This is a genomic window from Verrucomicrobium spinosum DSM 4136 = JCM 18804 (assembly GCF_000172155.1).
Taxonomy (GTDB): domain Bacteria; phylum Verrucomicrobiota; class Verrucomicrobiia; order Verrucomicrobiales; family Verrucomicrobiaceae; genus Verrucomicrobium; species Verrucomicrobium spinosum.
Genome location: NZ_ABIZ01000001.1, coordinates 7,623,715 through 7,637,902 on the forward strand (window position 1 = coordinate 7,623,715; position 14,188 = coordinate 7,637,902).

At 58.8% G+C, this 14,188-nt stretch carries 4 protein-coding genes; 1 reads left to right on the forward strand and 3 read right to left on the reverse strand.

The window, feature by feature from the left end; translation table 11 throughout:
* Nucleotides 1-13 precede the first annotated feature (13 nt).
* The gene (vccA, locus tag VSP_RS30800; protein ID WP_029190893.1) at nt 14-4,078 is read right to left on the reverse strand and encodes a Verru_Chthon cassette protein A; all 4,065 of its coding nucleotides are present in this window, start codon (nt 4,076-4,078) and stop codon (nt 14-16) included.
* Nucleotides 4,079-4,710: 632 nt separating this feature from the next.
* Here vccA and VSP_RS30805 point away from each other — a divergent pair.
* Nucleotides 4,711-9,456: a beta strand repeat-containing protein gene (locus VSP_RS30805; protein ID WP_009965586.1), complete on the forward strand. Its 4,746-nt coding sequence runs from the start codon at nt 4,711-4,713 to the stop codon at nt 9,454-9,456.
* A 701-nt stretch (nt 9,457-10,157) separates the two neighbouring features.
* On the opposite strand, the gene VSP_RS30810 is transcribed toward VSP_RS30805, so the two are convergent.
* Together VSP_RS30810 and VSP_RS30815 are read right to left on the reverse strand one after the other, a co-directional pair.
* The gene (locus VSP_RS30810) at nt 10,158-11,462 is read right to left on the reverse strand and encodes a DUF1552 domain-containing protein (RefSeq protein ID WP_009965587.1); all 1,305 of its coding nucleotides are present in this window, start codon (nt 11,460-11,462) and stop codon (nt 10,158-10,160) included.
* Between the two features lie 21 nt (nt 11,463-11,483).
* Nucleotides 11,484-14,168, reverse strand: coding sequence for a DUF1592 domain-containing protein (locus VSP_RS30815; protein ID WP_009965588.1), 2,685 nt, complete (start codon nt 14,166-14,168; stop codon nt 11,484-11,486).
* Nucleotides 14,169-14,188 lie beyond the last annotated feature (20 nt).

A 14,188-nucleotide genomic window follows, 5' to 3' on the forward strand; every position in this document is an offset into this window, starting at 1 on the left:
ACCAAGTGGCCGCTCAGGGAGCGAAGGTCTTCTTTGAAATAACACGGAAGCCGTAATAATCATCCAGCGCTTGTTCAGGAAGCTCATCCTTGATGAAGTCTGGCAGTTTCTCGTTATTAGGATCAAGATACCGCTCCAGAAGCACAGAGCCTCGCTGTTCCGCGGAAACAAAATCCACCGCCTCATCCCAGGTGGCCGCAGCGCTGGAACGGGCTTTCTTCAATGTCTGCACCCGGTAGTGCACCGTGTAGGTGTTCGACTTGGTGGTCAGCCGCGGGTAAAGCTGGTTGTAGGGCGACTCGCGCATATTGTCTCCCGTCAGCTCGAAACCGTCCATCTGGGTGTTAAGGTTACCGTTCCACCAGGCCACCATGGACTCGTAGTTGGGAGATGAGCTGGGCGGACCTCCGGGGCGCGTGTAGTAGGTGCGGTCCGCGAATGGCTGGGGCACAAGGAAGATGTCACAGATCTCCGACGCACTCCTGAAAATGTCCCCCTTCGCAAAGCGGCTTCGGATCCCTTTCATCGTCTCCCTGGCGTTGACCTCATACACGGTTTCGAACTTCAACCAGTTGTCGGATGATTTGTAACACTCCCTCTTCTGTGTCCCATTGGCACCAGATGCCGTGGCATCTTTTGCCCAAGCGATCTCGGCAGGAAGCGCCGAGATTCGTGAACTGCGCAACACGGCATGGAGGCCAGTGTTTCTCTCAATATAAGAGAATGGCATGATCTGACTATTCAGATTGATCTTGCCCGCCGTGGATCCCGGCTCGCTGATGGCATAAGGCTCCACCACAGGCATCCAGAAGAAGTCGAGAAGAAGGTGGTCATGGGGGGGGCGGAATCCAAAGTGGTCCCCTGGCTTCGGCTCCTCAAGAGAGGGAGTCTCGCGAGAAGGCGGATTGGGGCAGAAAAGCAGCGTCTGCCAGGGTGCGGGGGCAGGGATGCCCCCCGGAGGATCGGCATGGATCACAGAAGGGAGCGAGCCGAAGGCTACCGCCGAGCAGATCTGGCGGTTGGGAGAGTAAAACCGACCCGTTGTTTCCTCCGTAAAGCCATTCCTTGAGAAATAACCATTTTGAACCTTTGTAGTATTCCCCGTGACCCCAGCGTCATCGATCTTGTTGATGTACGGGCCATCCTCGGTCCTTCCAGTGCCCGTGTCCCAATCCCCTGGCTTTCCATCCACATTGTACGCGCCGTCCAGCTTTCCAGGAGTCGCAGGTTGGCAGTCCTGCCAGTACTTGACATCCCGGAGCAGACCATAGGACTTCAACACCTGTCTGCGGGGTCCTATCTCATACCCTGCTATCTTCCACGCATGCTGCCTCCCATGAGTGTAGTAATTCACGTCGTGGCTGCGACCGTAGTGGCCATCGAAGGTTGTCCCGGCGTGCCTCAGGGACTGCGCCTCTTCCACCGCAGAATCGGCGTAGTCTTCGTGGGGAGAGAAGTACTCCTTCGGCACCTCTTTGAGGGCGCAGAGCAGGCGGTAGTCTCCTTTAATCGGGCTGGACGAGCCTGAGATGACCGAACGCACCGTGTCCCCGTAGCAGATGATGTTGTTGAGGATGTCTCTAGTATGCAACCGATTCTGCAGGCTCATCCTCTGGGTGGCCGTGGCCCAGTCGGCGTTGGAGGTCATGCTGGCCTTCATTCGCACCGTCGGCATGGGCCACGGTCCGGCGGAGGGAAAGTCCAGTCTGACAGTCTGCACCAGGGTGGCTGCACTGAACGACCCCGCAGGGCCCGCACCTGTGTGAATCTCAATGGAGAGGGGTCCTCCCTCAAATTGGAGGGCATCGTCAGTGGAGACGTCCACCTCCCTGCTGGCGAACGGGAAAGAGTTGGTCTCGTCGGCCCCCACTCCGCCCGGGACAACGTTCTTCATGACGTCTTCGGGTTTACTTCCCTTACGAGCCTTGAAGAATTGCGAGTTGAGCGAAGTGTAAGCTGTGGCATGTCCGCCGTCGCCAGTATCACCTGCCGGCACCCAGACCCGGTTTACAGGACTGGCGTGAAAGCCAAGATCCTTGCCATTCACCTTCCATCTCTCCAATCCCAGCACCCGATAGCGCACATTGGGGCTACGCGGAGGCATGCCCACCGTAGGGATGAAAGGCTGCAGGACAAGAAACGCCATCACGCTTGTGGTTTTGTCAGACACGTCCAAGGGAGCCGCCACATCCTTGGGTATTTTGCCGCCAGTCCCCGTCCCGTCATCGACCATCTCCGCTTGCGTAGCCATGAAAACCACGGCCGCCTCTACAATTGAAGGATACTGACCGAATGCCTTGAGCGTTTGTGGATAGGCTTCCGTAGGAGTACCACTCGCGGTCACCGGCACCGCTGTCGATTCAGCCAGAAACTCAGGATTGAGCTTCGTGTAGGCCCGGGGCGGCAGGTAGTGGTATTTGGGTGTTTCGTAAGGGTTGTACGCATTCACCCCCCACCGGATGAAGTCGAACATGTTCAACAAGATCTGGTTGCGGTTCAGGCTGCCATACTTGTCGTCAAACGTGGCACTGCCAAATCCCGGCGCAGCTTTCTTGGTCAGTCGTTGCAGATAACTGAGCTGTTCCTGGTTCCGGGCAATTTGAAAGTCTGCTGTCTGACTTTGGGACGATCCTTGTTTGTCTGTATGGTTCTCCCACGTGGACGCTCTCTGGAAGCCACCTTCTTTGCCAGCCATGCTGGCACAAAAGTTGAGCAAATTGTCTTTGGCCGTGCGCTTGGCCTTGTCCGCCTGCACGGGCCACAGGGAGATGCGCGGGCGGTTGTAGAGATTGACCTCCGGGGCACGGCTGTGGGCTGTGAGGAAGAAACGACTGGCCTCCAGCTCACCACTGTCAATAACGCCCCCGGCTGCATTGGGTTGCCTCACCCCCTGACTGTCGAGCGTTGATCCGTAGAAGAATTCATCCACCGTGCTGAAGAGTCTCTCGCGCTTAAACGGAATGCCTGTCGCAGATTTAGGCTCCTCCGTGCCCCCGCGGGAGCCCTCGCCGGGGGCGCCAAGCTGAAGTCTGGGAGTCAAAGCGTAGAGCTTCCCCAGCCATGCTGTGTAGCTCTCCTTGTTGGCCACCATCCCGGAAGCGATGACCTGGGGATACTGATACTCATAAGACTCGTCAAACGCCTGGAAAACCACCCCCAGACTCGTCATGGCTGGATGGCCGGGATATCTCTGAAACTCATTTTGCGCAGGAGGGAAGTAGGCAAAATTCCGATCCGACCAGCTTGAGGATCGAGGCACGTCCCAACCCGTCCCTTCGCCCGCCGTGTTGATGTTGACCTTGCAGCTTTCATCATCAGTCCAAAACGCAATCCGGCTGACTATGGGATTGCTGGCCGTAACTTCCGCGGCATTGAAGACCGCCTTGCCCCCCTCTCCTTCAGCGGGCACCACGATGCGCCCGTCCTGCAGCACATAGAGCCAGCGCACGGGCATGGGAAGAGGCTGCTGCGGAGTCACCCCCGGCACTGACGCAGACGCGGAAAGGCTAAAGCCATCCATCTTGCTGACGGCCGGATCCCCCACCCCGCCCAGCAAGCTGTGATCGACGATGGGGTAGCGGTATTCCACCGTCCCGCTCCCGCTGAGTTTAGCCACCGGCTCATTGAGATCAACGAACTGGGCAGGCAGTTCCCTCCACTGAGCCAGACTCTCGACCTCTTTAAGAGCATCGAAGGTGTCACCCGCTTGAACCATTTTCTCTGCCGAGTACAACCGCCACACAGATTGCAGATCGGACCGTCCAGGGATGGAGCCCGCCTGGTTCCCGAAGACACGGATCATTCCCGGCTGGGACGCCCAGGTCTTGGCCATGCCCAACTCCGTCGTGGCCTGCCTGATCTGGCCCATGACGATACTGACCGGCATGTCTGTGAGCTGACGCACCTGGACAATCTGGCTGAAGCCAGCCGACGCCCTGGATTCTGACGAGCCCATGGACAACATCGCCAGCACAAGCCCCATCAGCAGCGTGACAATGACCAGCACCAACACCAACGCCATGCCGGCCTGGCGGCGGATCCATCTGGACGACCGCTTGTTTCTGGGATAGTTGCTCATAGCACCTGTAAGTTGGGGCATAAGTACACACGGTCGCGGGCCACTATCTCTGCTGATCAGGAGTGAAAAGGATGCGGATCTGCAGAAAGAGCGGGCCCATCACCCTCCCTTCATAGTGCAAATCACAGCCTAAGGTCCAACGATCCGCAGGAGATATCATTGGCTGCAGCCCCAAGGCCCTGGAGAGGCACCCCAGTTCTTTGCTGACTGCATCCGTCGTCAGAGTGCCTGCCCCAGGGCAGAAGTGGATGACGAATTGCGGTTAAGTCATGAATTATTGCGCCTACATTGTATTGCCTCAGCCATCACTTTGGCAAGATGTGTCCGGGGTGCGTTTGGGCAACTGTAACCACCGGACCCAGTGGCGCTGCCAACTTGAGAACAACCATCCGAGGTGGTTGGCACGACGGCGCTCTAACGACCTGCGCTTGTTTCTTGCTTTCCACGGATCCAACAACTTCGCTAATGCAAGCTTCCGACAGCCCTGGTCGGATCCAGTTATAAGCCATTGTACTTTTCTGCTTCAGTGCAGCGCAATACCACCAGGCAAATGGCGCGGAACATCATGGCCACCGCTTCATCGCCCGTGACATTCGGAGTCGTTTTATCCGTCAACGAACCCGACTCCCGTCATGATCCGCGATTTCAACTGGTACAAACATCTCTCTCGGGGCTGCGGTGTGATCGCAGCCTTCTGCATGGCATTGCCTTCGGCCCATGGTGATACGATCATAAAGGCCGACAATGCCGACGCGTTAAATCTTGGAACAAGCTGGAGCGGGGGGCTTGTACCGGGGACCAATGATGTCGCCCAGTGGGACAGCAGCGTCACGGGCGTCAATACCGTGAACCTTGGGGCAGACGCAGGCTGGCGGGGGCTGTCCGTGCTCAATCCTGGAGGAGCCGTTGAAATAAGCGGTGCCAACACCCTGACGCTGGGAGCTTCCGGCATCGACATGAGCAGTGCCGCCGTTGATCTCACCCTCAGTTCGGGGCTCTCGCTGTTGGGCAACACCCAGCAATCTTGGAAAGTGGCGGCGGGCAGGACCCTTAACCTGCATACCGGCGTCTTCACTCGCAACACGGGCGCGGTCTTGAATGTACAGGGTGACGGTACCGTCTCGACAACCAACATTCTGAATGGTGCCACGGGCATCATCGGGGCATGGGCCACCATCGGCACAGGCGCATCCACCCGCTATGCGACCGTCAACAGCGGAAACATCATCGCATACACAGGAACGGCGGCAGCAACGGCCGCCAACGTCACCAGCACTGCCGGCACGGAAAACTACGAACTGGCCGCAGCGGGAGCATTCGGGGCGGGGGCCTCCTTCAACACCCTGCGCTACACTGGCGCTACGGGCACCGTCACGAACCCAACTACGACCAATGGGATTATGAACGTGGGCGGCGGCACCCTGACGATGGCGAACACCGTCAACGTCGGCTCCACCAATGAACTGGTGGTCAATACGGCCAACGGCAATGTCACGGTGACCTACAACATCAGCAACAAGGCTGGAGACACTTCGCGCCTGATCAAAACCGGAGCGGGCACGCTTACCATGTCCATCCCCACGGGGGGCGGTCCCGCCACCTCCGCCATTTACAGCGGCGGCACTCACCTTTTGGAAGGGACGATTGAGGTCACCACGTCACGAGGCCTGGGCGACGCCACCACCGCCACTGTATTCGTGGCAGAGGGGACCACGCTGAAGCTCATTGGCGGCCTCAATCTCACCGTGGGGGACATTAGCGGCTCAGGGACGATCAACGTCATGCTAGGGGCCGGCGGTGCCACCACCACCTTTACCAGAAGCAATCTGAGCGGATTCACCGGCATTCTGAACATTGGTGATGGCACCGCAGGGGGCAAATTTCAGCTTAGTGCGACTACCGGCGGCACCTCAGCTTCAGCGATCAACGTCGCCCAGAATGGGACCCTCTACGTAAGCGGCGGCATCACGGTGAACAGGGCGCTCACGCTCGGCGGTGGTGATACCGGAGAGTCGCTTGGGCAACTGCGCCTGGAAAACAACAGCATCTACGCCGGAAACATCACGCTGGCCGGAGACATCTCCGGAGCAGGCGACGGGTTCTTCAACGGCGGCTTCATCACGGGGAACATTGGCGAGTCCGGCGGGGTGCGCACGCTTTCGAAGATAACAAGCGGAACGCTAACCCTCAGTGGTGCCAACACGTACAGCGGTGCCACATCGGTCCTCGGCGGCACCCTGGCCCTCACCGCCAACCTGGGCAATGCGGGTGGAGCCAGCGATGTGCTGGGCATCTCCTCCAACGCAGCCTCTAACCTTCTGCTTGCCAATGGTACGACTCTGAGCTGGACCGGCACATCCGCGGCCAGCACAGACCGCTTGTTCACCATCAACGGCAGCGCTGTCGGACACGGGGCCACAATCTCGGCCAACGGCACCACCACCGCAGCAATCCTCACGTTCACCAACACGGGCTCTCTTGCCTATGGAGCGGCCGACCAAACCCGCACGCTGACACTGCGGGGCACCAACACCGGCAACAATACGCTGGCCGTGGCGATCCTGGACAACGGCACTGGGCTGGTAGGCGTGACCAAGCTGGACTCTGGCACCTGGGTGCTGACCGGCAACAGCAGCTACAAAGGCATCACCCTTCTCACCGCAGGAACGCTCAGCGTTTCTACAAGTGCCAACCTGGGGGATGCCAGCAACACTTTCACGTTTGATGGAGGCACACTGCGGGTCACGGGAACCGGGCTGGCGGATCTCGCCAGCCGCACGGTCAGCTACGGCACAAACAAGCTGGTCGCGATAGAGGTCGTCGATAGCTCCCACACCTTCACCTTCAGCCAGGCACTGACACAGGGCTCCGGTGGCTTTACCAAATCAGGAGCCGGACGCGTGGATCTCACGAACTCAGGAAATAACTACACCGGGGTCACGGACATTGCGGACGGCACGCTCCGCCTCAGAGGTGCCGGGCTCCTCAGCGCGAGCAGTGCCCTGCGGCTGAGCGGAGCGAATGCCATCCTCGACCTGAATGGGACGAACCAGACAGTAAAAGGCTTTTCCGGCACAAGCAGCAGCACGGCGAAGATTGTGAACAATTCCGGCAGCGGCACCTCCACCATCACCATCGGCACCGGGGCGGCGAACGGAACTTATGCGGGGCAGATATTGGATAACGACGGAGTCAGCACTGGCGGCAAGGTCGCCGTCATTCACGATGCGGCGGGCATCACCACCCAACTCACCCCTACCGTCTCCAACACTTACAGCGGCGGCACCACCGTGAAGCAAGGCACGCTCCAGGGCAATGACGTGACCGCCTACAGCGGCGCTACGACGACCGCAGCGATCAACCCCTTTGGCTCTGGCAAAATCACTCTGGCAGGAGGGACGCTGAACCTTCGCATGGGCGCGGGTGCGGATACCACGGCTCAAATCCTCACCTTGGGAAATGACATGGACGTCACAGCCGCCTCCACGCTGAATTACACCAGGCAAGGTGGCACCACTGCGAACAAAACGCTCGCTTTTGGGCATCTCAACCTGGGGGCGTTCACACTTACCACCGTAGGAGGAAACGGTTACGTCGTGAGTTTTTCCTCGGCCACGCTCACGGGCAATGGGACCATCGGCGGAAACTCGCAAGCGCCCATGATCCTTGGAGCCATTGGCGAGTCCGGCGGCTCGTACTCCCTCACTCTTAACAAGACGGGTGGAGGTGCAGGCACCCCCATCACCTTGACATCCGCCAGTACCTACACGGGCGGCACCAATTTAACGGGTGTGGCGGTGACCTTGCAGGACAAGGCAGCCTTTGGCACGGGCACCGTCAACGCTGGGGGCGGCACGGCTACTCTTCTGGCTTCCAAGGCCCTGACGGGGTCGGACAAAATTGCCAACAACTTCACCAATACCGCAGGAACCTTCGCCATTGGCGGCAGCAATGACATGGAATTTAGCGGGACATGGAACACGGCATCCAATCGCACCACTAACGTCACCAACACCGCAAAGACGATCTTCTCTGGCGCGGGTTCATCGGTGGGGATTCTCGGAGTGAGCACCGGCACCGGTTCTATCGAACTGGCCACCGATGTGAGCGCCGTCCAAATCAACGGGACCGGTGGCACGATCAATGCAACAGGGGGTGCCAAGCTCAAGATGAACGCCAATGCCGGCGACATAGGAACCAGCGGTGTTCTTACCATCAATGCAGAGATCGCCAATGGCACGTCCAACAGCATTGACTTCTGGAATAGCGGCGGAGGGACCGTCATTCTTCGCGGAGCAAACACTTGGACCGGTGTCACAAACATTCAAGGTGCCATCGTCGATGTCGTCTCGCTTAACAGCGTGGTTGGAGGCACGGCAAGCAGCAGCCTTGGGGCTCCCGTTTCAGTATCCGCAGGCACCATCAGCATCGGCTCGGCAACCCTCAATACCACCCTCAAGTACAGTGGTACTGGTGAGACAACGGACCGGGTGGTCAATCTGCTCTTAGGCAACGCCACCATTGAACATGCGGGCACAGGGCTCCTTAAGTTTACCAGCGGCTTTACTGCCACCGGCGGCGGAGAAAAGACCTTCACGCTGTCAGGCTCTTCCACGGGCGTCGGCGAGATTGCAGGTGCGATTGTTGACAACAGCACCATCAACAAAACCAATGTGAACGTGACGGGGCTCGCGACCTGGGTGCTCTCAGGAAACAACAGCTACACGGGGACAACCACGGTATCCGGGCGCATGCTGCAAGTAGGCCGACTGGGCTTCGGGGGGAGGACGGGCAGCGGTGCCGTGACCATCCAGTCCGGCGGCGCAATCTCAGGCACGGGTCTTGTCAATGGCGCGACCTTCACTGCGGAGAGCGGCTCCACCATTTACGCAGGTGACGGCACCGCCCAAAGCGATTATGGCACCCTGTCCTTCGAGGCCAAGACAGGCCCTGGTTACTTCGACTTCAAATCAGGCAGCAAGGTGATCCTTGGCATCAACCCCGGAGGCTTGGGAGACATGCTTGACTTCTCCAGCGTCTCCGATGGAACACTCATTTTCGATGGCGATCTCACCGTCACGGCAGAATCCTACTTGCCCGCCGCGGAGACCACCTTTGATCTCCTGGATTGGACCGGCATGAGCACGACCACCTTCAACTCCCGGTACTACGCCGCCTCTTACAGCGGCTTCCTGTTTGGAAATGGAGATGACAACCTTGGCTTTGACCTGCCAGACATCGCAGGCAGTGGCTATGCCTGGGACATCAGCCAGTTCGCCATCGATGGCACGATCTCGGCAGTAGCCATCCCAGAGCCCTCGCGGGCACTCTTGCTGCTCCTCGGGATGCTGGCATTCGCCGTGAAGCGCCGCAGGTAAGTCGGCACTCCTGGCTCACGAGGGACAAACACGACCTTCACTTCAAACGACGGGGAAGCTTGCCATGAGGCAACTTCCCCGTTTTCTCTTTTTGTGGATTACTACCGTATGGCCCGGACGCCCGGACTCAGGCCCTTCCCCAAGCCGCAGTGACGGCGGCAAAAGGAGAATCAGCAAACGCCCAAGAAACCGCTCCAGCAGCCGCCTATGCCCACACCTCACCTGTGAAAAAATACGCTCACCATCACCTTGGGCGGAGCAACCGGGAATTGCATCTTGACCTCACAGGTGAAGGATCGTGAACAGAGGGCATGAAAGCTCTCATTCCAGACAAGCCCAAGACCGGGTGCAGCAGGAATCTGATATCGGCCTTCAGTGCAAATAAACGGCTCCGCCAGATACTGATGGGCAGTTGCGAGCACGCTGGGGTGAGTCAGGCATCTGGGCTTTGCGCTTGATGACAAAGCCGGATCTGGGAATTTCACCCTTTCGGGGTCAGGTTTGCTCGCGTCTGCGGCCATTCGGGTTTGGGAAGCGCCTCCCAGATTCTGAGGCGGCGCTCGCTCAATGACTCCATCCCGCCATGCTCACAGGACCCGCGCAGCATCGCCCGCCCTTGCACCTTGCTCGTGTGCTTGACTTGCGGGGCGCTGCTGCCCGTCGGTCGAGAAGTGGGCATTCATGTGTGTGGGGCGGAGCTCCTACGCCAGAAGTTGTTTGATGATGCCGGTGCTGTCACCGTGACGTTGCACGGGCACCCCGGAACCCTGCATCAGCGTGAGCCACGCATTGCACAAAGGCGTGTCTTTTGACACGACGATGTTGGAGCCCAGCTTGATGCCCGCGCCCCGGCCAGCGAGCAGCGTGGGGCAGTTGTCAAGATTGTGACCCGTCCGGATATTGCTCCCATACGCCACCGTGGTGTGGTCAAGCAGGCAACTGCCATCGGGTTCGCGAATGGACTTCAGTTGATCCAAGAACCCGGCGAGCAGCGTGCTCTGAGCGAGGTCTCTCTTTTTCGACACTTCAAGATATTCCGGTCCCTTCCCAGGGTAGTGACTCATCGTATGAGCATCGATTCGAACATCCAGACTGGTCAGCAACGTGCTGACGGGCTGCCGGTAGGTGAGCACCCGGGTGCTGTCAGTCTGCAGTGCCGCCGCCATGATCGAATACATGAGCTTTATCTCGTCATAGCCTGCGAGATTCGCCTCAGGCTCATCCAGAGTTGGCTTGGGATGGGGCACACCGAGCCAGCGCTCGTCACGGCTCAACTGGCTTTCGATGTCGCGAATGCCCTGGAAGTACTCATCCAGTTTGGCATTGTCTGTTCTGGAGAGGTTTCGTTGCAGTTCCCGGGCGCTTTCCAGCGCATTGTCAAGAATGCTCCGGCGTTGCGCCAGCAGGGCCTTCTGCTGGGCCAGAGGGGTCGTGTCCTTGGCAAACAGACGGTGAAACGCTTCCACTGGATTCTTGGGACCTCCAATGGGCTTTCCTCGAACGTCCCAGGACAGAGAGAGACCCTGCCCATGCCCGGATCCGCTCGCCGCCGCCCCGCAGTCCAGGACAAAGGACTCAAAGCGACAGTCTTTCCCCAGATACTCTCCCGCCACTTGATCCACCGAAACGGTGTTGTGAAAACTCTGCCCTGGAACTCCAAATTCGTTCGCCCCCGTGAGCCAGAAAGTGCTGCCGTAGTGACCGTTCGAATTGTATTTGTTCAACAACCCCTGCACCACGCTGAAGTCAGCCTTGTGCCGCGCAAGCGGTTCGAGAGCTTCAGGGAGAGTGTAATGGCTCCCTGGTTGATCCATCTTGGGATACCATGAGTGCTCTGTGACCCCCCAGCCAAACCCGAGAAAAACGAGCCGCTTGGGACGGGGGGCACTGGCTGGACTCTGCGCTGCCGATGCAAAGCGTCGGAAGCCCAGTGAATCGAGCGTTGGCAGGGCAATGAGGGCCGTGCTCGTGCGCAGGAAGTGACGACGATTGAGCGGGGTGTTCATGATCCTCTTTGGGCGGGGGGGTTATTTGGAGCGAAACTCTTTGCTCTGGACGACAGCGTGAATGAACTCGCGCGTGGCAAAGTTCTTCGCCTCGCATTGCTTGATGATGGCTTCGACAAGAAGCTCATCACTAAATCCACAGGGCCTGCCCAAGGCGTATTCAATCAGCGCGGAGGAGAACCCTTTGGCAAAGTTGCGCCGCTTGGTCGCGATCACGTTGCGCATCTCGAAATAATTGCGGAATGCGGCCCCCTTGTAAAAGAGGGATGAGGAATCAACAGTCCAGGTCTTCTTTAGTGCGGGATCACGTTTGCCCTCCGCGTTCACGGGGACATACGAGTCCGTCGTGCGCCACATTCCGGTGGCGTCAAAATTCTCAAGACCAATGCCTATGGGATCAATCTTCCGGTGGCAGCTGGCGCACTGGGGATTTTCCTGGTGTGCCTGAAGGCGCTCGCGGGTGGTCAGGGGCATTCCGGCAAGACGGGTGATCTCGGGCACGTTGGCAGGAGCCGGAGGGGGCGGTTCGTTAAGCAGCTTCCGCAGGACCCATGCACCCCGTTCTACGGGATTGGTCTGCTCCCCGTTGCTTCCCATCGCCATGATCGCGGCCATCCCGAGCAGCCCCCCTCGTGGGGAGTTTGCAGGGATTGCCACCTTTTGAAACCGGTCTCCGGACACACCTGGCATTCCGTAATAGTTGGCCAGCAACCCGTTCACGACCACATAGTCGGCGCGCAACAGATCGCTCAGCGGCGCGTTGGTTCTCAACAGATGCGTGAAGGTCTCGTAAACTTCATCCCTGGCGGTTGCCTTCATGGAGACATCAAACCGGGGAAAGAGCTTCTGGTTGAATTGAAAGAGGTCAAGGCGCTCCAGGTGGAGCCATTGCGTGAGAAATGGCCGCACGAACTGCCCCGATCTAGGATGGTGCAACAGGCGGTTTGTCTGCGCGTACAGCACCTCAGAACGCAACAGGTCGCCTCTCACCGCGAGCTCCCGGAGGGTGGAATCCGGGGGCTCACCCAAAAGAAAATAGGAGAGCCGCGTCGCCAGTTCGAGACCGCTCAAACTGCGCGACGAGGCCGAATCTCCCGGCTCCGCACGATACAGAAACCGGGGTGAGGAAAGAACTGCGGAGAGTGCCTGCACCACGGCCGCCCGATGAGTCTTTCCAGCGCTGATCCGTGAGTCATAGATACGGATCAAGCGCTCCACAGTCCCCGCGGGAGCAGGCACGCCGCGGTAGGCCTCACGGACAAACGCCTCAAACGCACCCTGGAGCTTTTCCTTGGGGACATTCGTAACTTTGGCATCCAACGGAATATCGAGAACTCGAACGCCCGGGGGCACCCCGCCATCCTGTGCTGGTCGGCTCTCGATCTCAATCCAGTCAATCCATAGCGCGACTTCCGGGCCAAACCCGTTCCGCTTGAAAGCGTCCTTCACCCTCTCATCATTCTTGCCATCGGTGAAGCCTCGCTCCCTGACAAAAAGGTTTCGAAAGCGGGAATCGATATTGTCCTGACTGAAAGTGAAGGGGATTTCGATCACCTGGGGCATTGCCACGGTGCCCGTAACGTGATGGGTGCTCAGGGCGGGAGTGTATATTCCCTTGGATCCTTTGAGCCCAAATTCAATAAACCTGCGATCAGCAGGAGCATTGGCCGTCGCACCTGCACGAATCCGGACCACATAGTCACCGGGGGGGAAGTTGCCGGGGATGGTCAACCCCGGGGCAGCAGTGACGTTGTTGCCGCCCCCTTCCCGCGTTGCCACCGTCAGATAGGCGCCTTTGTCCAGATTCGGAAGGCCGAGATAGTAACGGTCGTACTGGACAAATTCCGCGTGATCACGCGCCACGTAAACGCCCGCTGGATTCACTTCTGAAGTTTTATCGAAGCCGAACTGCATCGGGCTCGGAGCGCCTGAGATCTTCTTCCAATGGTATCGCAATGCATCAGCGTTGGCCGCGATCTTGCGGAGGCCTGCCACGGTTGCCGCATTTTCAGGACGTTTCACTGCGCCATCCACCGCCTGGATCCACTTCATGGCCCTCTCCAGCCTGCCGAGCCCCTCTTTGTTTTTCTTTGCGAACAGTTGATGAAGCGTCTCGACTTCGACCCGGAATTTTCTCGGCTGGGTGCCCGCCAGCCTGGCGTTGAATGCCTGGTCCAAAGCCTGCTGGGCCATGGACTCATACAGTTCGAACTGGTTGCCCGTAACAAAGAGTCCAGCCCCTACGGTGTCAAAGTGGGGCCCGCCTGAATCAGCAGGCAACTGGCTCACATCCAGATTCACCCCCAGGAGGACGCGCATTGTGTTTTGATACTCCCTCCGGTTTAACCGCCGCAAGGCTATCACTCCGCGCTGGTCACTCAGGGCACGCCGTGCTGTCACCAGCACATTCGCAAGGTCATCCAAGAAATCGGTCTTTGCCTGGGAGGATGGCTGCTTTTCATCTTCCGGAGGCATCTCTCCGGAATTCATGGCACTCAAGACCTTCTGCCAACGTTCAGCCGTCTGCGGATCAGAGAGGGTCAGGGGCAGATCGTCCACTCTGAACTTCCCTTTTTGTTTCTCCGGACCATGACAGCCCAGACAAACTTCACTCAAGAGGGCTTGATGCCGCTCGGGCATGACTGCTCTGACGGATTCCGCTGCATTAAGCGTGAGGCCCAGGCCTGGCCACAGGGCAAGGGACATCCAGACACAATGAACGACAC